The organism is Sporomusa sphaeroides DSM 2875, assembly GCF_001941975.2.
GTDB lineage: Bacteria > Bacillota > Negativicutes > Sporomusales > Sporomusaceae > Sporomusa > Sporomusa sphaeroides.
Genome location: NZ_CP146991.1, coordinates 3147105 through 3173679 on the forward strand (window position 1 = coordinate 3147105; position 26575 = coordinate 3173679).

Below are 26575 nucleotides of genomic sequence, written 5' to 3' on the forward strand. Positions count from 1 at the left end.
TATGCGTTGCTATCGCACATTTAGCCTTCAGTTATCTGATCAGCCCGGTCATTCAATTGTATTGCTTAACTCTGATGTATATTTATTACATTACAACATTTTACAGATCCGGTCAATACTTTTTGTGTAAAATCCTGCTGTGACAATAAGAGAGAAACCGTTCATCAATTTGCGTATTTCATATGTTGTAGCATAAATCTTGTTTATTTATTAAATCCAGAATTTCTTCCCGTGTCATTTGAAAGCGTGTGGAGTAACGTGTTCGATTCGAATTCTCCCCGGTGATAGAATACGTAAAGTCGGTTTTAATCTCTTTAATGATTTTTCCCGGTCTCCTCGACATGACTACTACCCGGGTTCCCAGGGCTAATGCTTCATCAACGTCATGGGTAATAAACAGAATCGTGCATTTTGTTTCCCACCAGATATTTCGGATAAGTGTCTGCATCTGCTCGCGTGTTAAAGCATCTAATGCTCCAAACGGTTCATCCATTAATAATACCCGGGGACTATTAACCAATGCCCTGGCAATGGCGACCCGTTGTTTCATACCCCCGGATAATTCATACGGTTTATTATTACGAAACTCAAGCAAACCGACTTTTCTCAAATACTCTTCAGTACGCTTTTGGCTTTCATTAGCTGCCACCCCGCGCATCTTTAGTCCGAACTTGATGTTGTCTTCTACAGTTAACCAGGGATATAAGGGTGGCTGCTGAAAAACGACTCCGCGGTGCCAGTCAGCGCCTTTTATTGGCTGTCCTTCCATAAGAGCAGTACCGCCTGTTGGTGTAATAAAGCCGGCAATAATTTTTAATAATGTACTTTTACCGCAACCGGAAGATCCAAGCAGACAGACAAATTCACCTTCATGCAAATTCAGATTGATGTTTTCAAGTGCGTTCACATTATTATCCGAGTTGTAGGTCAGATAAACCTCGTTCAAGGCAATCACAACATCTGTCTGCGCATCAGCCCAACCACATGCAGCCAAAACCATAACAGCCAGCCTCCTGTCTTTACTTCAAGGCGTTTTCAATATATTTAGGATTAATCGCTTTTTCAAAAACGTCCTGTGCCGGGGCTTTTTCGATGGCTTTCTGCTCAACCAGAAAATCAGCCGTGGCTTTTAAAACATTTGCCAAATTACCCTTTTTAGCACTCGAACCAAAATATTTATCCGAGATTTCTTCCTGCGCAGACAGCCAAATTAATTCTTTCGCCTGTTTCAAAGCTTCCGCCTTTTCAATATTTAAGCCTTTTGCCAGCGCTGCTGCAGCATCATCCGGATTATTTTTATAGAGCTCGTAGGCTTTTTGCTGTACTTTTATATACTTGGTTACCAAGTCAGGATATTTTTGGGCAAAACTTTTGCTAACAATCCCCAGATCGGCAGTAACTATGCCTTTTTCCGCCAGTTTTCCGCTATCAGTGATGACCTTGCCATCTGCCAGCAGCTTTCCTAATACCGGATTCCAAACGTACGCAGCATCAATATCTCCTCTTTGCCATGCAGCAAGAATATCAGGTGGCTGCATATCAAGAATTTTTACTTCAGCCAGACTTACGCCCTCTAATTTCAGGGCATTTAACAAACTATAATGAGCTGTTGAGCTAAAGGGAACGGCTATCCGCTTCCCCTTCAGATCCTTTACTGAGTTTACATTAGCTGTATTCTTTACCGCTAATGATTCTGCCGCACCAATCACATCATGAATCCAGAAGACTTCATAATTAAGTCCGTTTGCTATTCCGACAGCCGCAGGCGTAGTGCCCAGCAAACCAAAATCAATGCTGTTTGAGGCAAACGCATTATTGACATCCCGGCCTGAATCAAATTTTTTAAAGTTGACTTTTACCCCCAGTTCTGTTTCATAAAACCCTTTTACTTTTGCTACAATTTCATCATTGGGTATATCCTGAAAACCAATCGTTATTGCTTCCGGTTTTTGGGCACTGCTGACCTTAGTAGTCTTGCCGCAACCGGTTAATTGCAGTGCTAACGCCATAATTAAACCACCTATTGCCAGCAGCCTCATCAATTTTTTACTCATACAAAAATCTCTCCCCTTTTATTCTTTCCCTTTCCAGGGTACAACCTTGTGTTCAAAAAACCTGATAACCCCGTCGATAAGAATTCCCGTAATACCCATAATAAAAATACCCAGAAAGATAATATCACTTCTCAGAAACTTGCTGGCATCCAGCACCATCCAGCCTATACCGGTGACTGCTGCCACCATTTCTGCCGCAACTAACGTCGTGTAGGCAACACCCATTGCCGTTCTTAGCCCAATAAAGATATCTGGCAAACATGCCGGAAAAATTACATGAAAGAAAATCTGCCTGCTATTCGCTCCCAGTGTATAGGCGCCATCAATGTAATCAGTCCTTATTTTCTTTACCCCGGATGCACACGCAATGTAGGCCGGGGCAAAGCCTGCTAAATACAATAAGGCAATTTTAGATGAGTTATCAATTCCCAGCCACAAAACCAATAATGTATAGTACGCTAACGGCGGCAGGGGCCGGTAAAATTCGATTATCGGCTCAATAACAGCAGCCACCCGGGAATTGTAACCGCTGATTAGCCCTAAAGGGACAGCTGTTACTATCACCAAAAAGAATGAGCCAAGCAGCCGCAACATGCTATCACCGAGATGGGTAAGCAGGCTATTTTCCTTGTAGCCATCCCGGGCAATTTCAATGAAACTTTTTATTACCTTGTAAGGAGAAGGAACTAAAACATCAGAGAATAGATGCAGCTCGGTTACGATAAACCAGAGTAATAGTAAAAAAGCTATTGTACTAACTGTCAATATTTTTTCAATTCTGATTCGTTTTGCCATATCATTCCTCTCCCTAACTTCACAACTCGGTCTCCAATTTGCCTCTTAATTAAAGCTTTTGTTTTCCCAGCGCAACACGAAACGCATTGACAATTTTTTCAATGCCTTCCCGGTTTATAATAAGCGGTGGCGCGGTATAAAGCACATTGTTATGTCCGGGAACACTGCGCACCATTCTGCCGATAATAACGCCTTCGGCTTTGGCATCGGCCACAATCTGTGCCAAAAGCTTCTCGCTCAAAGGTCGCTTGGTTTTCTTATCCTCCACCAATTCGACGCCCACAAGCAGGCCTTTACCCCTTACATCACCAACAATCGGGAGTTCTTCCAATTCCTTGAGATTGTCAATTAAGTATTTTCCCATTGCTGCACTGTTTTCCGCCAGTTTTTCTTCTTCGATAATCTTAATGTTCTCCAAGGCTGCCGCCGAGCAGCCGGCACAGCCGCCGAAGGTACTGATATCCCGGAAATAACCACTTACATCTTCTGCCTCAACCAGAAACTGATCAAAAATACCTTTTCTGGCAACAGTCGCTGATATCGGCATATAGCCGCTGGCTAAACCTTTGGCCATTGTAATAATATCCGGATCTATCCCGTAATGCTGATGACCAAACATCAAGCCGGTTCTGGCAAAGCCTGTAACTACCTCATCCAGGATGAGCAGCACTTCATACCGGTTACATATTTCCCGAATAACCGAATAGTACTCAGCAACAGGCGGTATAATTCCGCCGCCGGCAGTTACCGGCTCGATAATAACTGCAGCAACACTGTCTTCCCCTTCTTTTTGGATTACAGTTTCAAGAGCGCGGGCACACTCAAGATTACATCCGGGGTAACTTTTGCCAAAATGGCACCGGTAGCAAAGCGCATGCGGGATTTCGGCAAAACCTTCAGGCAGCGGACCAAATTTTGCTTTTCGCTCCCGTTGTCCGCTGCTGGCTAACGCGGCTAATGTTGTGCCGTGATAATCCCGGTCCCGGTATATAATCTTGTATTTGTCCTTATCAGGGTACTTTTCCCGGAAATATTGCCTGGCGATTTTAAAAGATTTTTCATTGGCCTCAGAACCGCTGTTTGAAATATACACTTTAGGCAGATTAGGCAGTAACGAAGCCAGTTTTTGAGCCAGCAAAATATATGGCGGCGTAGCCATTGAACCGGCGTAATAAGGCAAGCGTCGTAACTGCTCGCAGACAGCGTTAACTATAGATTCTCTTCCATACCCTACATTTACGGCCCAGACACCGCCTGATAAACCATCTATATATTCCTTGCCAAGGGCATCTTTGATAATAACGCCCTGACCTTCCACCATTATCGGCGGCTCTTGTTTTTCAAATAACTTATGGTTTGTCAGATGCAGCCACAAATGATCACGGTGAATTTTTGCCAACTCTTCATGGCTAAACCCGCCTAAATCTGTGCTCATTTTATTCCCTTCCCTCCGGTTGCTAACTTCCTGATGGGATACACACTCGCAAGCGTGGATTATAGCTTCTATTTATACAGACATCATGATGTACGTACAACTATATCCCGCCACCTCCTCTTTGTAATAAATGCAAGTCCTATTGTCTTTTTAAAATAAAAAGACAAAGACTCACATCCGTACAGAATGTTAATCTTCGCCTTCAGTTATTCTGATCAGCTCACTATTAAGTTATATACTTTATACCATATCAGTAATATACTGTCAATAGTTATTTAAATAAACTATCCTTACAATTGTCCATACATCCGTATAATGTTATACTAGAACAAGCGATATTTTTGCATAACACAATTACTTTCTCCAATAAGGAAGGATACCGCTCTATGTTAGATAAGAAAAATTCCATACCCTTGCATTTACAGGTACGAAACATTTTACGAAACGAAATTTTAAAAGGTACTTACACTGAAAAAATCCCTCCGGAATATGATCTTATGAATAAGTTTTCAGTAAGCCGCGCTACCATACGACGTGCTATCCGCAGCTTAATTGAGGAGGGTGTCCTGGAATCGCGCCAGGGTCTGGGTACCTTTGTCGCTGTCAGACCTATCGAAGAATGGCTGGGTAATTTAAGTACCTTCTTTGAAATCATCAAGGAAATGGGCATGACCCCCAATATACAGGTTCTAAGCCAGGAAGTGGTAAAAGCCCCTCAAGATGCAGCCACAATCTTTAAAACTGACCAAGTATATCGGACAATCAGGCTGCGCTTGGCCAATGATACACCGGTTGTCCTGGAAACGCAGTATTACCCGTTAGATATTGGGGAAAAATTGGCAAACTTTGATTTAAACAATGTTTCTACTTATGATATTTTAGAAACCGAGCTTGGAGTCAGCCTCTGGGAGGCCAAGCAAACAATTGCCGCAATAATCCCGACAGCCGTAGAAAAAAGGCTGCTTGCTTTAACTGTAGAACCCTGTTGCGCGCTTTTGTCCAAACGTTTGGTAATGGATCATAATAGCAATCCTATTGAATACGAAAAAAGTATTTATCGCAGTGATATGTACGCTTTCCGCATCAATTTAACCCGCGGCAGAAAAAATTAACCGCCAGGATAGTTCCAAACCGGCTGTTCAGAACAACTGCAGGCCGGAAAGCTGTTATTGCTTTCCGGCCTTTTGCCATTTGCAGACACTCGGCCTGCCCCCCAATGTTTCAACTTTGCTGAAACAAGTTCACCAGCGCAAATTAGTCATCAGATAAAAACAACATTTCGGCATGGATGGTTAACTATGTTTTTTATATAGGTTTACAATCCACCCTAAACACTATAAAATAGCAATTAGTTGGTAAACTCTTTATTTTTTTCAGGTTAACGATATGCAAAACAAGGGGGACTAACAAATGGGTTCTAATGAAGGCAAAAATATGAGTTATGATTTAATTTTTACATTAGGCAGAAAAGTTCTTAATGGTGAACAATTAACCTTTGCGGAAGCACTGCAGCTTACGCAAATTGACGAAGCTGATATCCCAATTTTACTGGGTATTGCCAATAAAGTGCGCATAAGATTTACTGGTGATCAGATAGACACTTGCGAGATAGTTAATGCCCGTTCGGGGGGTTGTTCGGAGGACTGCAAGTTTTGCGCACAGTCCGCTCACCATGATGTAGAATTCGACAGCTATTCTTTAATGAGCGAAGATCAGATTCTGCAAGCGGCAAAAACTGCAGAATCCCATGGCGCGTATCGCTTTTGCATTGTGACTGCCGGCTGTGGCATGAAGCATGACCCGGATTTCGAGAAAATTATCCAGTCAATCCAGCGTATTGGACACGAAACAGGCCTGGAACGCTGCTGTTCATTGGGTATTTTAGCTCCAGATCATGTTAAGTCGCTAAAAGCAGCAGGGATTACCCGTTACCACCACAACCTTGAAACAAGCAAAAGTTTTTTTGAGCAAATTTGTACAACTCATACCTATGAGGAACGGGTAGAAACAATTAAGAATGTTAAGGCAGAAGGCTTAGAAGCCTGTTCTGGCGGTATTATTGGCCTGGGTGAAACCTGGGAGCAGCGTCTTGAACTTGCTTTTGCACTTAAAGAATTAGATGTTGACTCAATACCCATTAATGTCCTAAATCCTGTTAAAGGAACGGCCCTCGAAGACCGTCCCCCTCTTAAACCACTGGAAGTGCTGCAAACCTTTGCGATTTTCAGACTCATCCTGCCTACTAAAATCCTGCGCTATGCCGGCGGCCGCGAAAAAGCCTTGGGAGAACTTGTGCCGCTTGGGTTTCTTTCCGGAATCAATGGCATGCTAATTGGCAACTACCTTACGACATCCGGACGCGGAGCCGCTGCCGACCTTAACACCGCTCACAGCCTGGGACTCAAACCCATTTCAGAGCACACATAAGGACGCAGAGAACAGAATGGTTTGTTGACAATATTTACTACGTTATATATAATAATTAATAATTTACTGTCGATTATTTCCGGCTGATCAGATAGCTGAAGGCCTAGGACAGACTTTTTCTGTCCTAGGCCTTTTATTTTTCTGGTTAATGCCGCATGCAAGGCTTAAACAAGGAAGTTATGCCGGGTTAAACGTGTACAAGGAGGAAGCACCATGAGCTTTGATCAACTTAAGACAGTTTTTGTGGTTGTGGGGTTCGCAATGCTGTTCGTGTGCGGGGGCTTCCTTTACTATTGTAAGAAACGAACACTAAAGTTAATCACCGACTGGCGTAGGATAAAAGCGAGAAATTCTGCCCTGCTGAGGTCGGTTCGCGATTTGCTGCTGATAGTTAGCCGCAAGGGCGGCATCATGGATTTTAGAAATATCTCGGATCATCCCAATTATTTGCCGACCACTGATTTAGCCGGAAGAATGATTGTCGAAATCCTGCCTGACAAAATTGCCAGAAACTTATTGCATTATATTGATCGGGCCGTAGATAATCACAGCATCCAACGGTATGAGTACCGACTTGATCATAACGGTAATGAAGCCCACTATGAGGCACAGATTATTCCAAGCGGCAAGAACGAGGTTTTGATTATCATCAGAGGGTTGACCGAGCGAAAGCAAATGGAAGAAGCATGGGAGTTTCTCAGCCTGCGTGATTCCTTAACAGGACTGCACAATCGACGATATTTCGAAAGAGAGATATTGAGGCTCAATACTACTTCTGCCTCTTTCTCCGGGATCGTTGTCTGCGACATCGACGGCTTGAAGTTTATTAACGACACCTTGGGGCATCCGGCGGGTGATGACTTGATAAAGACGGTAGCCCACCTAATCCGGTCTTGTTTTCGTAGTATTGACGTGGTGGCGCGTATCGGCGGCGACGAGTTCGCGGTAATTGTGTGTGATGCCGAGCCGGAAGTTGTTGCCCATGCCAGTGCCCGGATCAATAAAACTGTCGCCGAACACAACAAAGCCAATAATAATCTTCCGGTCAGTGTTTCTGTGGGCTGGTCGATACCAACGGAAACAAGCCGCAAGTTTGACGCCTTGTTTATGGAAGCAGACGGGTTGATGTATCGGGAGAAACTGCGTAATAGCGAATGGCAAAAAAAAGCTGTCGTTGAAGCAATTATCGCGGCTCTGGAAGTTCGCGATTATATTACCGAGGGGCATGGCGAGCGGCTGAAAGACATTGTTGTATGGATGGCCCAAAAAGTCGGTTTGTCGGAGGCGAGTTGCAGGAACCTGCGTTTATTTTCGAAGTTTCACGATATTGGTAAAGTTGGCATACCGGACGCCATTTTATTCAAACCTGCCAAGTTATTGCCTGAAGAGTATAGCATTATGCAGCAGCATTGCGAAATAGGATACCGCATAGCCCAAGCGGTACCGGAGTTGATGCCTATCGCCGAATTGATTCTGCGGCATCACGAATGGTGGAACGGAGGAGGATATCCTCTGAAATTGCAGGGAGAGGAAATTCCGGTTGAATGCCGGATACTTGCCCTGGCAGATGCCTATGACGCTATGACCAATGACCGGCCGTATCATAAAGCTATGAGTTATGAGGAGGCGTTGCAGGAACTGCGGCGCAATGCGGGAAAACAGTTTGACCCAGTTTTGACAGAGTTATTTATTGCCTTGATTGTGAATCAAGTTGATCCGGTCATCTAGTGTGGCTAGCTTATTGTTATGGCGGCGATTTCCGTTTTTGCCGCCATTCTTGCCATAGTATTGGGCTTATTACTTGCAAACGGCATCGCGAAGCCCATAGCGAACCCCGATTCTCTTGAAGATTTCTTTTTCTTCTTGAATAAACAAAGCAACAACAAAAAAACCGCGAAATTCGCGGTTTTTTTGTGTTGTCTCCATTGTTAAGGTTTTCTATTTTCCACCATTGAAAGCTTTTTGCAGCATCTCGGCGGCAGCCTGAACTGTCTTTTTTGTCTTGCCGCCAACGATAATGTGGTATTCAGTTTTCCACCAGGAACCGCCGACTTTACCAAAAATAATGTTAGTCTGCGGGTGTGCTGCTGCTGTTTTTTTCACACTGCGGGCAATATGGAATTTAAAGAGAAAAATAACAGATAACGATAACTCGTTGCGAACAGGGTTCTGGACACGGTATATCTTATTGTCGTCCTTAATTACCGGCTTATCATTCATTTGTAATTGTTTTTCCTGTCGATTGTGGTATTGCATGCCAGTGTCCCCTTATCCCTTATATATTTTTAATTTTTTTAACGTTTATTTCAAATAATATAAAGATATCACAGTAACTGTTTTGTTGCAACTCCGGATATAAACTTGTCAAATTATTCTTGGGCTGAAAATAGGGTATAAGCTTCCACGAATAAAAGCAAGTAAGGCGCCATAAGCTATGTATAAGGTTCCGAGCAATGGACAATCACTGTACCCAAGAGTTAAGTTTCTCCCAGCCATTGGTCAGCAAATGCCCCAAGCGCAATAAACCTTCGCAGCAAACTATAAACTGGAGGCGATACTATGACTAAGCCCGAAACTTACCCTGTAGAACCCCCGGATGCACCCATCCATACCAAGCATCATGACAATCCTATGCCTGAGCCGCTTTCAGGATCTAAGAAAGTAAAAAATCAAAATCACACCGGTCAGCGCCACGGCGAAGGCTCCTGAAAATTCTATTGCCCTGCGCTGAATACCTGACGGTGTGACCGGTAGTAATCATTGAACAATATATGCCCTGCAGTTCTGCTTGAAGGGAACTGCAGGGAATAATTATCACCTGGAACATTGTAATACCATGGATAAAATAGGATAATGCTTGCCGGCCCCGTCAAATTCAGACCGCTTAACTACACAAAACCCCATATGTTTATAAAAGCCAACAGCCTGATCATTCTGTTCATTAACATCTACCTGTTTAACTTTCAGTTGATTTATTGCATATGTAAGCAGTTTTTTACCGATTCCCCTGCCGCGTTCATCAGCATCAATAAACAGCATTTCCAGTTTATCAGCTGCGATTCCTATGAATCCGGTTATTTTGCCGCCGTTATCTTTATGGCATAATAACTGCACGTTATAAAAATATTCGTTCAAAATTAACGGCTTATAAAATTGAATGTCTTCCTCTGCTAAAAAATCATGGGTGGCCCGCACAGAAGCTTCCCAAATCTGAATCAGCTTTTCATAATCATCAACAGTCGGTTGTACAATCATAGCAGTATCCCCTTCCATAGTCAGCCAGAACCAGGCAGGATGGCCGTCTGTACCAGGTCTTGTGTTGGCGCGCAAAACGGATACCTGCTGTCAGACTTAAAAATAAACAGGCAGGAAGGTTAACCTTCCTGCCTGTTATTCGCATCCATCCCTATAGCATAAAACTTACACGACAATCTCAAACAACCTGTTCCAAACTTACTAAATTGATTTGTCCGCACTCTTAAGGTAACGCCAGATAGAATCATCCGTTCACTACAAACCAAATGAAAAAACTTGTTTCAAACAGTCACTACTTAGATTCAATACTTAGAGATCAGAAAACTAAAACCAGCAAACTAAAACAAAAAACACAATCCCGAACCAGATATACTAACCTCTTGCAATTACGGAAACTGAAAAGTTTCTACCTCCGCATACTTGGTTGAATCCAGATCACTATAAGGATGGTGCTTATTTGAATAATAACATAACAATAGCGCTTTTGCAAGTCATTTATTCATAATAAATTAAATTATATCATGGAAACTATTTCCACTCATCCTATAGCTTTAAACTTGGCAGACTACTAGGAATTTCATGTGCCTGACAATAAGCAGTGTGTTATAATACAATCATTGAATATGCGGCCGACAGGAAGCACCAGGCTTTCGCTCGCAGGCTGCATATGATTAACGAAAGGAGCTGTTCTTATGTTTAACACTACTATAACGGAGATTGTAACAAGCCGGGAGGTGTGTACAAAATAATTTAGTGTATATGCCTCCCAAAAGGTAGTAGCCAAACTTTTGGAGGGTAAAAAATTGAGTGAAACAACTATGAGTAAATTAGGACTCAGCCAAAGCTTTATTACTGAGTCTGCATTATATGCCGGTCTTTATGTGGGGCGGGTAATTTCCCAATATAAAGACCTATACAAAGTCGTAACAGAAAATGGTGAGCTGGCTGCAACAATCTCCGGCAAGTTTCGTTTCACAATCACAACGTTGGCAGATTATCCTGCAGTAGGCGACTTCGTTATGCTTGACCGCAATCATGCTGACGCAGGGAATGCAATTATCCACCACGTTCTGACCAGAAAAAGCGCCTTTATCAGAAAGGCTGCTGGAACAGCAAATGCAGAACAGGTGGTAGCCGCAAATATTGATACGGTTTTTATCTGCATGTCGCTTAATAATGATTTTAATCTTCGCCGGTTAGAGCGCTATCTTGGTGTCGCCTGGGATAGTCAGGCCATTCCGGTCATTGTGCTTACGAAGGCCGACTTGTGTGATAATCTTCCGCAAAAGCTGGCAGAGCTTGCTGCTGTGGCCGCCGGTGTTGACGTGCTTGTTACTTCCAGTATGGGCCAGGATGGATTCTTAGCTGTCAACAATTATATTGCCAACGGCAAAACGATTGCTTTTATCGGCTCATCCGGTGTTGGTAAATCAACCTTAATTAATAAGCTCATGGGCAAAAACACCCTTGAAACTAAAGAAATAAGAAGTGATGATAAAGGCAGGCATACCACTACCAGACGCGAACTCTTTGTTCTGCCGGACGGCGGTATCGTTATTGACACCCCGGGAATGAGAGAGCTGGGACTCGAGAGTGCCGACCTGGCAAAAACGTTTGCCGATATTGACGAACTTTCAACAAAATGCAAATTCCATGATTGTACTCATACGGGTGAACCCCATTGTGCAGTACAACAGGCCATCAGCGACGGCTTCTTAGCTGCCGAGCGGCTTGCAAGCTATGTAAAGCTAAAAAAAGAGGCCAGGTATGCGGGCTTGAATGCTAAGCAGATTGAGACGGAAAAGCTTTCCAGCATGTTCGCAGAAATAGGCGGAATAAAGAATGCACGCAAGTTTCTCAAAGAGAAAAGTAAGAAAAGATAGGGTTTTTAGATTGTATAGGGCGGCCAAACTCATCGCCAAGATACGATCGGTATAAATTCTGCGCTTCAGGGATAGTTCCAATAAATAAGCTCCGCTCAGTCTGCTTCAGGCTGTTGCGGAGCTTATTGCTTTATCCTTATAGTATCCGCAAATAGCCATATTAGGCCCTTATGTTGCCGAAGACAAACTGAAGTCCGTTTTACAAGCATTGAAGCTGCTGATACATCTCCTTAAAAATCTGGATATGGCGTTTCTCATCAAGTATGATGCGGTTTAAGATCGCCACGATATTCCTATCGCAGATGATATTCGCCTGTCTGGTATATTTGCGGATGGCTGCTCTTTCCGCTTCAATTGATTCGGCAATTAGGGCGCATATTTCACGCGGATAGCTGATAAACGAAGGCGACCACCAGCGTTTGCGTGGCCGCCCGCACCAGAGCCGCGGGTCTGCGCCAAGCTGCATTGCAAGCTCAGCAAAGATATTGAGGTGATGCATTTCAACAATGCTGATGTGGTGGAAGCAGGTCGCAATTGCACCAAACTGCGGCTTCGCTACCACAGCAATGTAAAAATACCGAGTGATATCACTCATCTCGGAGACAACATCTCCCATATTGCTAAGCATCTTGTCGGCATAAACGGGATTGGGTCCATCCACGCGCACTGGCGGATACGGCGCGTTCACCTTGTAGTGGCATTCGTGGATGTTGTTATCGTGCATCTATCTTCCTCCTTCTCATACCGGCATGGTACAGTGTATTAGCGAGGATAGAAGATTATGATAGTTCCGCCCTTCCTGTCAAACCAGGTGTTATTTTAGCATCCACTGCTAAGGCATGGAAGCAAGCTGTTGCAGGCCATTCATAAAAGTACCAGGTACACTGTCATAGCATTGTTTAGCAGGAAGTCTTCTATTACGTTAATCGCTACTTTAAGTGCCTTATCCCTGGGGTACCCGAAAGCACCCGACGATATCAGCGGGAAGGCAATACTCTCAAGCTTATATTCTTTTGCCAATAAAAGTGAGTTCAGATAACAATCGGCCAGCAGTTTTTCCTCGCCATTTTCACCACCGTGCCAGACCGGACCAACAGTATGTATTACATATTTTGCAGGCAGCTTATAGCCTTTTGTTATCTTAGCCTGTCCAACCTGGCACCCGCCCAGGGTGCGGCATTCTGCAAGCAATTCCGGTCCTGCGGCCCGATGGATTGCGCCGTCAACCCCTCCGCCGCCAAGCAAGGACGAATTGGCCGCATTGACAATAGCATCTGCATGAACTTTCGTTATATCATTATGCAGTATTTCCAGTGGCATTACCATACCTCCTGTTCTTAATCAGGGACATTATATTTATTATACAATACAAGCCTTTAATCATCACAATTATATTGTACCATAAGCTTAAAAATCCTTAACATAACACATTATTTCATAAATAATGGCTGCTTTTGCTTCGTGAAATGCAATAAAAATAAAGAAGCAAAAACAACATCCCTATGTTTCCCTTAAGCTTTTTGGAACCACATACATAGCATGTGAATTATAAAAGCAATCGTTGAAAAACGATTGCTTTACTTTTTATCTAACACATATTAATGCCCCTCATCATCACATATAGTTTGCAGCAAAGGAAGTTGTCCTTCCATCGCTAAAATGAGACGGTTTTCAACCTCAAACCAGTTTATTAATTCTAGCCATGCTCTAACATACGCCTCTCGATTATACTGGTAATCCAGATAATATGCGTGCTCCCATGTGTCTACGACAAGTATAGGAATAGTCCCCCATTGAGTAAGATTTTGGTGCTTCTCAGCAGTTAAAATTTCAAGATGTTTCCAGGCTGGATTCCAAACGAGTATTCCCCAGCCAGACGCTTCAACTTTTATAGCTGCATTGGTAAATTGCTCCAGGAAGCTATCAAAGTCACCAAAATATTTATTGATTTCTCTGCTAGTGCATGGGCCAGGTTCACCACCACAGCCCGCAGGTGCCATCACTGTCCAATAAATGCTGTGAAGAATATGGCCTGAACCGTTAAATGCCAGTTCGTTTTCCCAATACTTCACAGATGTAAAATTATTTCGCTCCCTTGCCCTTACTAGCGCTAATTCTGCTTTATTTAAACCATCTACATACGTTTGATGATGACGATCATGGTGGATTTTAAGCGTATCAGCACTGATAATCGGTTCTAATGCATTATATGGATAGGGTAACGGTGGTAATTTGTGTTTGCCTGGTGGTACATATCGGCCTAAAGCTTGATCTAACAAATCTCTTATACCTCCTCATATTATAAACTCCGTTGTTATATCATATTACGGAATGAGAATGAGGTTACAAAAGATTGAGGAAGCGAAGGGACGGAAGCGAGGTCGAGTAGAAGCGCGCCTCGCGGCACGCCCCCCTCACAGAACCGGACGTGCCCTATTAAGGCATCCGGCTCTTCATAGCAGCATTTACTTACGTTTAGCCATAGATATTTACATAGATCCTCGCTTTAGCTAGCGGGAATCTATCTTTGAGTTTTGCAAATCCTTCCCAGGTCAAGCTCTTCTTTTGGCTTCTTCGATTAAGTACTTCAAACAATTTACGCCGTATATAGTATCCAAATGTATTGATAGCGCTGCTGTTGTCGGTTACTCCATAGTAGCGGAAGTGACCAACCAGCTTGATGTTTATCTGCTTAATCAATTTTCCTATCTCTGTATGCATATTTTGATAGAGCCATCCAGCGAAATGTTTTAGCTTTGCTCTCAATTTCTTCCGGCTGGTTTTCCTTTTGACGCGGAATTTTCCCTTCTTGCTCTTGCTACAGTAGTGCGTGAACCCAAGAAAGTCGAATGTCTCCGGTTTGCTGGCCCCTTGGTTATTCCGTCTTTCCTCAGCAAAGCGCCCGAATTCGATAGTCTTTGTTTTCTCCTCTGCTATTTCTAGGTTGAATTTCCTCAATCGTTCTATCAACTTACCGTAGAAATCTTCGGCATCTTCTTGGTATTGAAAGAAGCATACAAAGTCGTCACAGTACCGAATTAAATAGGCCTCGCCTCTGCATTCCCGCTTTATCTTTACCATAAACCACAGGTCGAGCACATAGTGCAGGTATATGTTCGCCAGGGTTGGGGATATGATTCCCCCTTGCGGCGTTCCGGTGTCCGCCTCTTCTAGTTTCCCCTGTTCCATGACACCTGCTTTAAGAAATCGTACTATCAGTCTCAATAGATTCGGGTCTTGGATTCGTTCTTGTAGAAACTTCACCATCCACCCGTGTTCTACGTTGTCAAAGAATCCTTTAATGTCCGCATCCACTACATAGCTGACCTTCTTGCTTTCGAGAATCTTGGTGATTTCCTTCAGCGCTTCATGGCAATTTCTCTCTGGTCTGAAACCGTAGGAGCAGTCCAGAAATTCCGGTTCGTAGATGGCTGTCAGGACTTCATTAAGTACTTTCTGCACCAGTTTGTCCTCATAGGCAGGTATCCCTAGTGGGCGTTTCTTCTTATCCGTTTTGGGGATGTAGACTCTCTTTACTGGCTGCGGCTTGTACGCTTGCCGCTTCATTCTTTCCAGGAGATTCTTGATGTTTTCCTGTAGCTTTTCACCGTATTCTTCTTTGGTTACACCATCAACGCCTACTGCCTTGTCTGCTGACAGAATACTATGGGCCGCGTTCAGGCTTTCCTCGTCAATAGCATGGATAAGGGTTTGCAACTTGACTCTCGGTCTTTGTTTGGCTAATTCAGCTATCCTTGTCAGCTTTGTTTCCAATGGGTTCTCTGCCTCCAGTGCAGCATTGTTTCTTTTTCCAAGGCCACTACTATGTTACGTCCTTCCCTCCGCTGGCATTACCCGGCTTCTTCGGTACTACGACGTAATCCGACTCCCTGTCGCTTATTTGGCTTCCTCATCTTCGACTTGTCCGCCATACTCCTTTGAGAGCGGCAGGGTCTCCCAAGTTCACACGGAGTAACAGTGTGTAGCATGCCAAGACCTACGATCCCGGGCTGCCGCGATTAGCTCGCCTGTATCGCTAACTGCGGTGTTGTCTTCTGCTCGTCCCATGCATCGACCTTGACCATTGATGATTTCGGGATTCTACATCTTCAGCTTGTGCTTTCGGCCTACTACCTTTCCTGCCTACGCTTAGACCTGGCGTTACCGCTTCAGTCCCAAGGCTGGATACTGGGTGGTTGGCTAGACCTTCCCAGACGGGATTTCCACCCGCTTTACTCCGTGCGCTTCTTGGCGCACGGGACGTACATTTTGCTTCGCAAAATGCCAATTATATTGTACCACAACAGCAAAAGACGGCTCACTGTCTGCGACACCAGTGCAGACAGTGAGCCGTTTATAAAAATTCAGTACATTCATTTATATTTCTTTATAAATTCTATTGCCTGTTCCAATTCCTCCGGGCTAATTTTAGCTTTTACAGCCTGGTCTACCACCCCGAAATAGTTGGGATAGTTTTCATCCTCGAATATGGCTGTCAAGTGATTATTAAATTTAATCTGTTCCAGCGTCTTTACATCTTCACGCAGAAAGAATTCAACCGGAATGTATAGTTTATTAGCCAATAACGCAATCTTGTCACGACCAAATTTCCGGCGATTGTTTTCCACATGGGATATATAGGATTGTGTCACATTTAATAACCGCGCTAATTGCTCGGTAGTCAGCGAAAACTTTTTGCGTACATAGCGCACTTTTTCTCCAAAATTCATATCCAGTCCCTCCCAGTGAAATTACGGGCAACTGGCAAGGGATCATTGATATGATTACTATTCAAGCAGTTTCTTGCGATAGGCTTGAAGATAATTCATACAATACGCATCTGTCCCCCGTAACGCTTCGGCAGCAATAATGCTGGCCATGAACTCTTTATCAAGCGGGTTCATAATCATACCGTCAAGACCGCGGTCTATGGCCATAATGCCAAAGGTTCTATTTAAAAACTTACGTAACGGCAGGCCGAAAGAGATGTTAGATAAGCCACACATCGTGTGAACGCCAGGATAATTGTTCATAATTATCTCAATCGCCTTCAGAAATTCGACACCGAAAATGTAATTGGTGGATAACGGCTGCACCAGAGGATCGACGTAAATCTGGTCAGGCGTCAGTCCTTTTTTGACAAGGCGGTTAATAAGTTCATCAGCAATTTTGACTCTGGCCTCTGCCGTTTCCGGCATACCTTCATCACTCATGCATAAGGCGACGACTTTATGAGCCGTTCCACTCACCAGGGGTATGAATGCATCATATCTATCTTTCTCCAGTGAAATGGAATTGAGCATTGCCGGCCCTTTGTGAACCGCTAATGCGGCTTCAATGGCTTTCGGATCAGGGCTATCAATACAACACGGGCTATCAACAACCGCCTGAACTAATTGAACCAACCATTTTAGGTATTCAGCCTCTTCGCCGACAAAAGTCCCGGCGTTCACATCAATATAGTTGGCTCCGGACGCCTGCTCATCTTTGGCCACTTGTTGAATGTAGCTGGCATCCCTGTTTTTGATGGCTTCTGCAATCGGCTTGCGACTGGCATTAATCAGTTCGCCGACAATAATCATAACCTTCACTCCCCGTAATTTTATATTTTTCTTTTTTACCCATGCCTGCCGGTGGTTTACATGTTTCAGTACACCTCCTCTTTGACAGTCTGCAATGACTCATAAATTGGATCCATAGCTTTGGGTCATATAAGTTCCCGCGTATTTCTCCAGCTTCCACTGGGGAATTTTGCAGGTACGGCAGGAATGAAAAAATAATTTATTGCGCAAACAGCGGGCAGCCCGGCTATGCTTCGAATTCTGTATCTGGAATTTTTCATTGCAATGGGTAGTAATTTCTGCTATGTCGCCGATAATTTCCATGCTTTTGATGCCGTGCAGTTTCCCGCTTCTTGAGGGCCAAAGCTTAAGTTTGGCAACAAGTTTAAAAAAGTCGATATTTTTGCGATAATAGCGTTTCTGTTTTTTTTCGCTAAGGGCCATATACATTCACTCCCGTCATCGATAATCGCCATAGGTTTCAGATAACTAAAAAACACATGGTGGCTACCCCAATTTGCAACGGGTCATGCAGTATTTGGGCAAAGTGTTTCCCGCACTGTTCTGCCGGTACTCCTAAAGGAACTCCCGGCGCGGCGATGATTGTGCGCTCGGTAATATATGCAGGACGAATAACATTCTCTGCCGGAGAAGCGTCCACTATAACCAGGTGCTTGCTTAAAGCATAATCCAAATCTGTTTCCAACTTGGCCGGATATCCTTGTCGCCTCAGCTCATCAACCAATGCCCGGCTGGCGGTTACATCGATATCATATATGGAAACCAATCCTCCCAGTTTGACGATTAAACCGGCCGCGCCTCTGCCTACCGCCCCGGCACCAATAACAAGCACATGCTTTTCCGTCAAACCGCAGCACATCTGGTTTAAGGCCGTTACATAGCCCTGGCCTGTCGCTTCGCTGTTATCGGCTATCGCACCGGTTCTTAGATTAAAGGCAATAAACTTATCATCATCGGCTGCAAACAATATCTCAGCACCATGTAAGATAGCTTCAGCAATACCTGCGATATCATAGCTTGTAGTAATAAAAGTATCGAAACCCAGATGATCCAGGATACCGGCCACTGCCTCAGTAAAGCCGCCAATAATTCCCTGGCCGCCGGTAATAGGAATAACCGCAATTTTGGATTGGGCCACTGAGATAGTGCTCAAATCCCTATTCGCAGCACGAGCCGCGATTGATTTTAGGTTACATCCTGTCTTGCTAATTAACTCAACATCGTATTTCGTTAGTCTGGCCGCAATCTGATTAACATCGTCTGCTTTTAGTCGTGTCATTGCACCATCCCCCACGCGTTTCTAATGACATACCCTCAGCTCCACTTGCGGGATAACAGTCATAATAGTTGCTAATTCGGCAGGACTGCCTGATCTTGTAAATAATACCCTCTCTTTTATTCCATGCCTCCGGCATATGCGCACCGGTGATGATGAGCGTAGCTACCCATTCTTTTTTGCCTGGAGAGTAAGTTGTCAGCGCTTCATCTGCTCCAAAAAAATCTGTACACAGACGAAGCGGCTCACCGGCGTCAGGTAGAATGTGTTCACCCAAAACTTCAAGCTTATCACCATTTACGCGGATATGTTCGTAGATCACGCCTCTTTTCGCTTTGATGTCGAAATCCTCCCACGGGGTTCCTTGGACAAACGCCTTGCCGAGAATCTCCAGCATATTAATGCCGGTGGCATGATACACCGCCGTCGGGGTTTGACTGGGAATCCGGGCATCTATTTCCAAAACTTTTAGTTGGCCTGCATGGAGAATGGCTTCTACATCCATAACTCCATTGAGATGCAAAAATCCAGCCAAACTAAGCGCGATGTGTTCGAAGCTTGCTTGCTGTCCTTTTGTCAGCACTGCCGTACCGAGCACCCGCTTGCAGTCATATTGGGCGTCCAGTTGAATCTCGGTAATTTGCAAGGCCTTATATACTCCCTGGCAGCCAATGACCTCGATTGAATAAGAGGGTCCTTCCAGATATTCCTCAATTACCATATCAGCTATAGCTTTTTCAACTTGCAAACGCTTGAGCGCCTGAGCATTGTCCACCTTAATCACACCCTCACTGCCACTAGCCCCGGAGGGTTTTATAATAATAGGAAAACCACATCGTGGCCATGGTTTGGGTGCAGGGATGGAAAGGCGGTTAAATACTTCGTTGGAAGTAATTTTTGAGGAAGAAACAGCATAAGCCTGCTCGTCAAAAAGCAAAGGTACATTTGAATATTTAGCGCTGCTGGCTAAACAGTCTAACGCCTCTTTGTTTTCTAATGCCGGGATAACGAGATCAATTTTTTTCAATAACATTAGCCACTCGTCCCGATGCGTAACATCCATTGCCTGGAAATGGTCACCGATTGCCGCAGCCAAAACCCCAGGCTTTTTATCGACAACGAAAACTTCCCAGCCCGCTTTTTTAGCCAGATACGCAGCTTCGACTCCCTGAAGCTTGCCGCCGACGATGGCAACTTTCATTATGAATCCCCCTTCCGGCTAATGGCGTTGTACAACCCAGTTTGTATAGGTTTCTTTCGTTTCGTTAATCTGCCTATGGGAAGGAGCGAGTCTTGCCAAACGGGCCAATACCCATTCCATATATTCTTCCATACTAGCCCGTTCGAGACCGCATTGCGCTAATATCGGCAGGATGCTGTCAACGCTACGGTTACCGTCATCGATATCCAGCTCCTGATTGGATACGCCGGCCAGGCCGGCCTCTGGCGGAATGATCGAGGTTACGACATTGGCGCCGGCGTTAAGGCGGTCAGCTAAACCATGGATACCATCCACATCCAAAGACGCGGGAATCAGACGGTTGGGAAAGACCAGGCGCATGATGGCAATCATCAATAATTCTCTCGTCCGCGGGAGCGACGGGACGTGCTGCATGGGTGTATCCTTTTGCGGTACAAAGCTCATAATTCGTACCTGATCAGCTCCCAGGCTTCTCATGGCCGCCAGGGAATCAATCAAATCCTCATATCTTTCCCCGACACCGGTCAGTAAGCCCTCCTCAATCAGGAAACCCATATCCCGGGCTTCCTTTTTTCGTTCCATTCGTTCCGAGAAGCTTTGGCTTATTCTTAGTTTTGCATATAAGCCAGGGTTATGGGTTTCCTGATAGCAGGCATACCACTCGGCACCGGAATCTTTAAGCGCTCTTAATACATCTTCCGGGACGACGCCTGCCGAAATCATAATCGGTATGTCGGTGTCTTCCTTGATGGCCCTCACCGTTCTTACCAGCGAATCAAAGCCGGCTCCATTATTGCTATAATACCGGGGATCTTCCCCCATCGTTAAATCCAGCAAGTGTACTCCGGATTTCACCAGCCGGTAAGCGGTCTCCATAATTTCCGCCGGGGTTTTATGATAGCGGGATAACGATTGATTGGATTTACGATATAAACAGAAAGCACACTCATTTCGACAATAGGTTGAAAAATAAACGAAACCATAGAGAAATATTCTATTCTTAAAATATCGATGCCTGAGCATTCTGGCTATGGCAAATACCCTGGCGATATCATCTTCTGCGGAAAGTCCCAATAAATATAAAAGCTCAGCCCTGGTCAGCGGCTCTTCCTCCAAAGCTTTTCCCAATATCCTGATCAAGGTGGCAGGTTGTTGCAGCCCCATGAAAATCACCTACCTTTTAAAGTACATTTAGCTTCCTGCTATTTCTTTGGCCTTAAATATTTAATCGTACTCCGTCCAGGTAACTAAGACTTCTTCCCATACTCTGAACATTTTGCGCTCCCTCCCTAACCATTAACAAACGTTCGAGGCCAAAGCCTATGCCTATCCAAGGCGCGGTGATTCCCCATTTTTTATCAAGTACATGCGGCCCCATGGCGCCTGAACCTAATTCAATACCCTTCATCACATCCAAGGTATCGCCATACACGACAGAACTGGTTACTTCCAGCTGATATTCATCAATACCGGCGACAGACATAACCAATGCAGCCATTTCTTCCAAGCGTTGCTGCCTCTCGTTAAGGGGTAACCCTAATTCGGTTATATTGAGCATGGTAAACTCGTTGAGATGCAATCCCCCCTGGGATTCCTTACGATAACAGGTGCCGATTTCAAAAAGGCGAATCGGCGGCTGCCATAAGCGCAGCAAATCTTTCCATAAGGTGTACAGATTTGGCGCCAGCATCGGCCGCAGGCACCGCTTGGCATCAAGCCAAAATACCTGGGAAAATAGTGGATGCTTATCGTCTATAGACATTTTCGCCAAAGAACCCTTAGCTATAATTGTCGGTGTCATGACCTGAACGAATCCCCGGAGGTTCAGGGCTTCGGTAAGTTGCTGTTCAAGCCTGCTCAGCAACGGCCGCTTAATAAATTTTTGAAATTGCGCCAAATGGCGTCTTCCTTTAGTCACAAACTGCCTCTCCAGGTCTTGAAACGCAAAATCACGCTCGCTGGCTGATTCAAAACGTTGTTCTTGCAAAGTTGAGCTGATATTAAGTTCTTTTAACCGCTGCTTTTGTATGGATGTCCAGGTAATATCCACCTAGCTGCCTCCTTGAAATTGTTGGCGGGGAGTACGGGAGTTTCACCCGCCTGCGCGAATTTAGAGTCCACGTGATCCATCCGATCCACCCCCCGTAATCTTGCCAGCACAATGTATAGCAAAGGTAAAACGAAATGGCAAGGGCGCATATAATATCTATATACACCCCTGTCCAAACGATGGTAAACGGCAATCTTAACGCGTCTGTCTAATTATAATTAATCCCAATAAGTCAGCCCCAAATCGGACAAGATTTTAACGGCTTCATTATAGATCTGTACATATTCATCGGTGGGAACCAGTTTCACCGGATCATAGCACTGATCGAAGGTTTTTCCTGCCGGCGCAGTTTTATAATTCTTTTCATACATGGCGACCAGTTTATCCAGGAGGATGTTGACCTCGTGCAGATCCATCCCCGCCACAGCGTGAGCCACTTCGCCCATAAACCGGGCCTCCATGGCCGTAAACAGATCGGTAGTGACGCCTTTGCCGGCGGCCACCCCGGAGAGCACTTCACGGCCGCTTACCGTATCGGTGATAGCCTGGGCCGCCGTCTCCAGCAGGCACATTACGGTGCAGGGGCCGGCCAAAGTGTAATACTGGTTGCCTAGAAGCAGATGAGTGTTTTCTTCGATGGCCCTGGCCGCGTGGCCTGCGACTGCCAGAGCCTCTCTGGTGGTCGTAATGCCCCAGCGGACATGAACCGGTCCGTCCAAATGCCAGGTTGCCTGCATCATCACAAAAGAGTTCAGGGTCGTCGCCACATCAACTATCGCCGTTTCTTCCAGACCTCCGGAATAGCCGCCGAAAATGGGCATCTGCTCGACCATGACGCATACACCGGACACAGCGTAATAAGCACCAACAACCAACGCACCTACGTCGATTTTGAGCTCACAGAGCTGTGACACTTCATGAGAATCAGACTCCCGCATGCCGCCCGGAAAATCCGACATAATTACGCCGGCCGGGCTCAGAGAAGTTTCACTCCCCTACAATCCCATGCCTGTACGCCCCGCCCTGCTCTGCGCTTCGCGCACCTGGAGCAGTTCCGAACGCACGGCCATAATCTCCCACGGAGATTCGGGTACCGGGTCTTTGCCCATCACGGTCTGCATTACGCCGTTAACGATGGTATCCACAATCGGCTCCTGGGCGTAGGCCTGATGGATGGGCATGAACAGTTTTTCCGAACAAGGCGAACCGGTGGGTCCGCCCTGAATGACCGGTACCTTCTTTGAGTTGTAAGCCCGGGGAACCACATGAATGGCTTCCTGGTTTTCTCCATAAGTAAAGTGGTCAGGAGCGGATTTGATGGCCAAGAGCACCTCGTCACGGGTGTATTTAATCACCCGGTTGGTGTCAATGCAATAAACGCCGCATTCCACCAGCATGTCAAGACCGGCCTGGAACAGATTGTTAATAAGGTCTTCGTCCTCGGGGATAATGGTTTTGCGGTCTATCTTTATGCCGTACTTTTCCTTGAGCTTTTTGGCGGTTTGGGGTATGACGCCAAAATCCCAGTCGGCTTCCGACATTTCGGGGCCGCTTTGCGCCCGCTCGTAAACATCAAAGACGGTTATCGGTTTTGCTATTGCTTTCATGTCATACTCCTTTCCTTTTAGCCAAAGCTTTTTTAGCGAGAACCGGCGTAGCTGTCGCGGAGTCGCAGTATCCATCCGCACCAATATTGTCGCACCACTGTTGAGTGACCGGAGCTCCGCCGAACAGGCAAATGTACTTGTCCCGCAGCCCTCTTTCCTTCAACAGTTCCACAACCTCCCGCTGGCGGGGCATGGTGGTCGACATGAGAGCCGCACCGGCGATTACATCGACCTTCAACTCCTCCGCTTTTTCAATAACCGTGCGTGCCGGCACGGTTTTTCCAAGATCAGTGACTTCGAAATTATTGGCGCTGAGAATGGTTCTGACGATATTCTTACCGATGTCATGCACATCGCCCTCAACAGTATACAGCAGCACTTTGCCGGCAGACATAGTGTTCATTTCGCTTTGCGGCACCGAGGCAGTCAGGATTGCCACCGCCTTCTCAAAAGCTTCCGCCGCCAGCATTAATTCCGGAACAAAAGCCTCGCCGTCATCAAAGCGATCACTTATGATCTGCATACCTGCGGAAAGCCCTTCACTGATGCAATCCAGTGGATTAAGGCCGGCGGCGACGGCCTCTTTGGCAGCCGCTTCAGCCAGGTCCTTATCCAGATTGCTGATAGCATCCTTTAATTTAGCATATTTGCTCATATTGAAACACCTCCTGAATACTCTCCTTAAAAGTGGGGTCCCTTGGGTCCGCGGCCGGCGTTATGGTCCTTTTTTACTTCTAAGCAGCCATAACAATTCTTCTTTGCCGCTGCACAAGTACATCAATAGCACCATCCTTTCTGAATAATCAATATTTTGTTCTATGTTTAAAATATAGCAAACAGCCCATCACCCGGTATTGTATTATGTTAGGATTTTCTGGTGTTATCTTCAGGTAACTCACCAAATAAAAAAAAGGCAGTTTCCCGGCAAAACCCGTGGAAACTACCCAATGTCATTAAGTTAACCCGCTTAAACTAGCATATATAGTAAATTGCGCTTATTTGCAGGTAAGCATCCGCCATTTTGAGGGCGAAATCGCTTCATATCGCTTAAATATTTTCACAAAATAGCTTTGGTCGGCAAACCCCACCTGTTGCGCAACCTGAGCAAGCGGTACGTTTTTCCGTATATACTGTTTGCTAAATTCAATTCTTACCTTATTCAAATAGTCCGAATAACTTTGTCCTGTTTGTTTCTTAAAAAGATCGCTAAAATAATTGGGGGCTAAAGAAACCTCTTTTGCCACATCAGCTAAGCTCACATTCATATAGTTTTGCCGGATATAATTCATGCCCTGAAGGATAGCTTCATTAATCCGGTAGCTGTTTTCCTGCAAAAATGCATTCTGAAAACGGTCTGCCGCCGCATAAATAACCTCACCCAAAATGATATAATCTTCTGCCTCTAACAATTGAAAAATAGCCTCATAGTTTTTGTTAAAAACAAACTCCAAATTCATGTCTCTTTTTTTGCCAATTTCAATTAAAGAAAGAAAAAACGCCGCACTCCGTGATTTTACCTCTGTGTAAGACCTATATTCATATATGCTGTCAATTAAAACAGAAAGAATTGTTTGCAGTGCCTCTTTTTTCAGATTCTCGCTGCCATCATGCCGGGAAGAAAGCAGTTCAATTGCTCTTTCCATTACATAAACTTGTTGGCGGTATTCAGGATAAAAGGATTCGTTCGCCGCTTTATCTAAAGATTTCACCAAAAAGGCAAGTACATCCTGTTTTTTCCAGAACTTCTTAGTAGCATCAGTAGTAAAAGCAGAAACTGACCGTTGCAACATATTTCCCAATGCATCGAGATAATGTTCATCCACCAAAGGAACGCCCCCCATTAATTGTGCAATATCAGCATAATGGGAGGACAGCAGCTCATTTGTTTCTATAAAACGATTGATGAACCCTTTTCCCGCTGGCTCCAGCCGCAAAGGACCGGAGGAAACAAAGTAAAGCGTTTCATCTTCCAGCAAAACGCAAACCGCAATATTCAACAAGCCGTATGGACAGTAATATACATGGCTTGTCCCCATTTCCAGTGCCGGCCGGCAGCTGCCGAGATAGTCATGAACGCAGCCGCCGCTGGGATCAAAGCGTTTGATAAAATTGCAAAGATTATTGCACTGGTAACAGGTTCTATTGCCAACGCGTTTACCTGCTTTATCAAAAAAATAGCAGTTAACTCTTGTTACCAATTCGTAATCCTGAATGGCCGCCTTGATATCTGTAAGAAAGTGAGAACTATGATCTTGTGTTTTAGACATATACATCGCTCTCCTTAGTCAAGACGTTTTGGAATGACTGCATCATGACAAGCTTTTCTTGTAACAATCGCCTATGTCTCTACAAACCATCAACTCTGGCCATTTCCGGCAGCACGTTTACCGTCCGGGAAGTTCCGAATTTCTAAACGTTCGGTATTTTATTCTATTTTGAAAATTATATCACAGATTTTATAACCCGGCCTTGTATTATATTTAGATTTTCTAGTATTTTTTTCAGAAAATGGTAAATACCCCATCATTCTCTCTGAACTCCTCGTAACCGTTTATGCCTCCCGGATATTTTATTATAGTAAAAAACCGCGACTGTCTGCAACATAAATGCAGACAGTCGCGGTTTGTAAAAATTCAGTACATTCTCTTATATTTCTTTATAAATTCTATTGCCTGTTCCAATTCCTCCGGGCTAATTTTAGCTTTTACAGCCTGGTCCACCACCCCGAAATAGTTGGGATAGTTTTCATCCTTGAATATGGCTGTCAAGTGATTATTAAATGTAATCTGTTCCAGCGTCTTTACATCTTCACGCAGAAAGAATTCAACCGGAATGTATAGTTTATTAGCCAATAACGCAATCTTGTCACGACCAAATTTCCGGCGATTGTTTTCCACATGGGATATATAGGATTGTGTCACATTTAATAACCGTGCTAATTGCTCGGTAGTCAGCGAAAACTTCTTGCGTATATAGCGCACTTTTTCTCCAAAATTCATATCCAATCCCT

Annotated in this window: 26 protein-coding genes and 1 pseudogene; 5 read left to right on the forward strand and 22 right to left on the reverse strand. The window is 44.7% G+C overall.

Annotated elements, in window-relative coordinates; genetic code table 11:
- Window positions 1–178 precede the first annotated feature (178 nt).
- Genes SPSPH_RS14735 through SPSPH_RS14750 form a run of 4 tightly spaced genes read right to left on the reverse strand, consistent with a single transcriptional unit; the run spans window position 179 to window position 4284 of the window.
- Window positions 179–1000 (reverse strand): ABC transporter ATP-binding protein, encoded by an 822-nt coding sequence (locus SPSPH_RS14735; protein ID WP_075757472.1) that lies wholly within the window; start codon window positions 998–1000, stop codon window positions 179–181.
- Window positions 1001–1019: 19 nt separating this feature from the next.
- Complete coding sequence (locus SPSPH_RS14740; RefSeq protein WP_075757471.1) at window positions 1020–2054, reverse strand: aliphatic sulfonate ABC transporter substrate-binding protein; 1035 nt, start codon at window positions 2052–2054, stop codon at window positions 1020–1022.
- A gap of 18 nt (window positions 2055–2072) precedes the next feature.
- Window positions 2073–2849, reverse strand: coding sequence for an ABC transporter permease (locus tag SPSPH_RS14745; protein WP_075757470.1), 777 nt, complete (start codon window positions 2847–2849; stop codon window positions 2073–2075).
- Window positions 2850–2898: 49 nt separating this feature from the next.
- Complete coding sequence (locus tag SPSPH_RS14750) at window positions 2899–4284, reverse strand: aspartate aminotransferase family protein (protein WP_075757469.1); 1386 nt, start codon at window positions 4282–4284, stop codon at window positions 2899–2901.
- 386 nt (window positions 4285–4670) lie between these two features.
- Between SPSPH_RS14750 and SPSPH_RS14755 the strand changes: the two genes are divergently transcribed.
- The 3 genes from SPSPH_RS14755 to SPSPH_RS14765 all read left to right on the forward strand — a co-directional run bounded on the left by SPSPH_RS14755 (window position 4671) and on the right by SPSPH_RS14765 (window position 8439).
- A complete protein-coding gene (locus SPSPH_RS14755; RefSeq protein WP_075757468.1) occupies window positions 4671–5396 on the forward strand; it encodes a GntR family transcriptional regulator in 726 nt (241 codons plus the stop codon).
- Window positions 5397–5718: 322 nt separating this feature from the next.
- On the forward strand, window positions 5719–6711 hold the full coding sequence (bioB, locus tag SPSPH_RS14760) for a biotin synthase BioB (protein ID WP_075757590.1): 993 nt from the start codon (window positions 5719–5721) through the stop codon (window positions 6709–6711).
- 213 nt (window positions 6712–6924) lie between these two features.
- The gene (locus tag SPSPH_RS14765) at window positions 6925–8439 is read left to right on the forward strand and encodes a bifunctional diguanylate cyclase/phosphohydrolase (protein ID WP_075757467.1); all 1515 of its coding nucleotides are present in this window, start codon (window positions 6925–6927) and stop codon (window positions 8437–8439) included.
- 69 nt (window positions 8440–8508) lie between these two features.
- Here SPSPH_RS14765 and SPSPH_RS14770 read toward each other — a convergent pair whose 3' ends face one another.
- Both SPSPH_RS14770 and SPSPH_RS14775 read right to left on the reverse strand, forming a co-directional pair.
- On the reverse strand, window positions 8509–8637 hold the full coding sequence (locus SPSPH_RS14770) for a hypothetical protein (RefSeq protein WP_269147956.1): 129 nt from the start codon (window positions 8635–8637) through the stop codon (window positions 8509–8511).
- Between the two features lie 12 nt (window positions 8638–8649).
- The gene (locus SPSPH_RS14775; RefSeq protein ID WP_075757466.1) at window positions 8650–8967 is read right to left on the reverse strand and encodes a hypothetical protein; all 318 of its coding nucleotides are present in this window, start codon (window positions 8965–8967) and stop codon (window positions 8650–8652) included.
- Window positions 8968–9270: 303 nt separating this feature from the next.
- Between SPSPH_RS14775 and SPSPH_RS14780 the strand changes: the two genes are divergently transcribed.
- Window positions 9271–9420, forward strand: coding sequence for a small acid-soluble spore protein P (locus SPSPH_RS14780; protein ID WP_083945691.1), 150 nt, complete (start codon window positions 9271–9273; stop codon window positions 9418–9420).
- 105 nt (window positions 9421–9525) lie between these two features.
- Here the strand turns inward: SPSPH_RS14780 and SPSPH_RS14785 are convergent, their stop codons facing one another.
- Window positions 9526–9966, reverse strand: a complete 441-nt coding sequence (locus SPSPH_RS14785) for a GNAT family N-acetyltransferase (RefSeq protein ID WP_075757588.1) — start codon at window positions 9964–9966, stop codon at window positions 9526–9528.
- Window positions 9967–10769: 803 nt separating this feature from the next.
- Between SPSPH_RS14785 and rsgA the strand changes: the two genes are divergently transcribed.
- A complete protein-coding gene (gene rsgA / locus SPSPH_RS14790) occupies window positions 10770–11849 on the forward strand; it encodes a ribosome small subunit-dependent GTPase A (RefSeq protein WP_075757465.1) in 1080 nt (359 codons plus the stop codon).
- A gap of 199 nt (window positions 11850–12048) precedes the next feature.
- Here rsgA and SPSPH_RS14795 read toward each other — a convergent pair whose 3' ends face one another.
- From SPSPH_RS14795 to SPSPH_RS14865, 15 genes and pseudogenes are all read right to left on the reverse strand, one after another.
- Window positions 12049–12573: a ferritin-like domain-containing protein gene (locus tag SPSPH_RS14795; protein ID WP_075757464.1), complete on the reverse strand. Its 525-nt coding sequence runs from the start codon at window positions 12571–12573 to the stop codon at window positions 12049–12051.
- Between the two features lie 140 nt (window positions 12574–12713).
- Window positions 12714–13169, reverse strand: a complete 456-nt coding sequence (locus tag SPSPH_RS14800) for an O-acetyl-ADP-ribose deacetylase (RefSeq protein ID WP_198931005.1) — start codon at window positions 13167–13169, stop codon at window positions 12714–12716.
- A 278-nt stretch (window positions 13170–13447) separates the two neighbouring features.
- A complete protein-coding gene (locus SPSPH_RS14805; RefSeq protein WP_075757463.1) occupies window positions 13448–14128 on the reverse strand; it encodes a superoxide dismutase in 681 nt (226 codons plus the stop codon).
- A 196-nt stretch (window positions 14129–14324) separates the two neighbouring features.
- Window positions 14325–15623 carry a group II intron reverse transcriptase/maturase gene (ltrA, locus tag SPSPH_RS14810; protein WP_075753482.1) on the reverse strand — a complete coding sequence of 433 codons (1299 nt, stop codon included), beginning with the start codon at window positions 15621–15623 and terminating at the stop codon, window positions 14325–14327.
- A 599-nt stretch (window positions 15624–16222) separates the two neighbouring features.
- Window positions 16223–16579, reverse strand: coding sequence for a helix-turn-helix domain-containing protein (locus SPSPH_RS14815; RefSeq protein WP_075757462.1), 357 nt, complete (start codon window positions 16577–16579; stop codon window positions 16223–16225).
- A 57-nt stretch (window positions 16580–16636) separates the two neighbouring features.
- Window positions 16637–17431, reverse strand: a complete 795-nt coding sequence (locus SPSPH_RS14820) for a methyltetrahydrofolate cobalamin methyltransferase (protein WP_075757461.1) — start codon at window positions 17429–17431, stop codon at window positions 16637–16639.
- 99 nt (window positions 17432–17530) lie between these two features.
- Window positions 17531–17854, reverse strand: coding sequence for a pyrrolysine--tRNA(Pyl) ligase small subunit (pylSn, locus tag SPSPH_RS14825; protein WP_075757460.1), 324 nt, complete (start codon window positions 17852–17854; stop codon window positions 17531–17533).
- Window positions 17855–17891: 37 nt separating this feature from the next.
- Entirely contained in the window at window positions 17892–18710 is an 819-nt protein-coding gene (pylD, locus tag SPSPH_RS14830; RefSeq protein ID WP_075757459.1) for a 3-methylornithyl-N6-L-lysine dehydrogenase PylD, read from the reverse strand.
- Window positions 18682–19908 (reverse strand): 3-methylornithine--L-lysine ligase PylC, encoded by a 1227-nt coding sequence (gene pylC / locus SPSPH_RS14835; RefSeq protein ID WP_075757458.1) that lies wholly within the window; start codon window positions 19906–19908, stop codon window positions 18682–18684. Before pylC ends, pylD begins: the two co-directional genes overlap by 29 nt.
- An 18-nt stretch (window positions 19909–19926) precedes the next feature.
- A complete protein-coding gene (gene pylB / locus SPSPH_RS14840) occupies window positions 19927–21072 on the reverse strand; it encodes a methylornithine synthase PylB (RefSeq protein WP_075757457.1) in 1146 nt (381 codons plus the stop codon).
- A 52-nt stretch (window positions 21073–21124) separates the two neighbouring features.
- Window positions 21125–21958, reverse strand: coding sequence for a pyrrolysine--tRNA(Pyl) ligase large subunit (pylSc, locus tag SPSPH_RS14845; protein WP_181382930.1), 834 nt, complete (start codon window positions 21956–21958; stop codon window positions 21125–21127).
- A 218-nt stretch (window positions 21959–22176) separates the two neighbouring features.
- Window positions 22177–23640, reverse strand: a pseudogene (locus SPSPH_RS14850) (monomethylamine:corrinoid methyltransferase).
- Complete coding sequence (locus SPSPH_RS14855) at window positions 23567–24220, reverse strand: corrinoid protein (protein ID WP_075757454.1); 654 nt, start codon at window positions 24218–24220, stop codon at window positions 23567–23569. Before SPSPH_RS14855 ends, SPSPH_RS14850 begins: the two are co-directional and overlap by 74 nt.
- A gap of 340 nt (window positions 24221–24560) precedes the next feature.
- Window positions 24561–25838 carry a helix-turn-helix domain-containing protein gene (locus SPSPH_RS14860; RefSeq protein WP_083945690.1) on the reverse strand — a complete coding sequence of 426 codons (1278 nt, stop codon included), beginning with the start codon at window positions 25836–25838 and terminating at the stop codon, window positions 24561–24563.
- 360 nt (window positions 25839–26198) lie between these two features.
- Window positions 26199–26564: a helix-turn-helix domain-containing protein gene (locus tag SPSPH_RS14865; protein WP_075757452.1), complete on the reverse strand. Its 366-nt coding sequence runs from the start codon at window positions 26562–26564 to the stop codon at window positions 26199–26201.
- Between the last annotated feature and the right edge of the window lie 11 nt (window positions 26565–26575).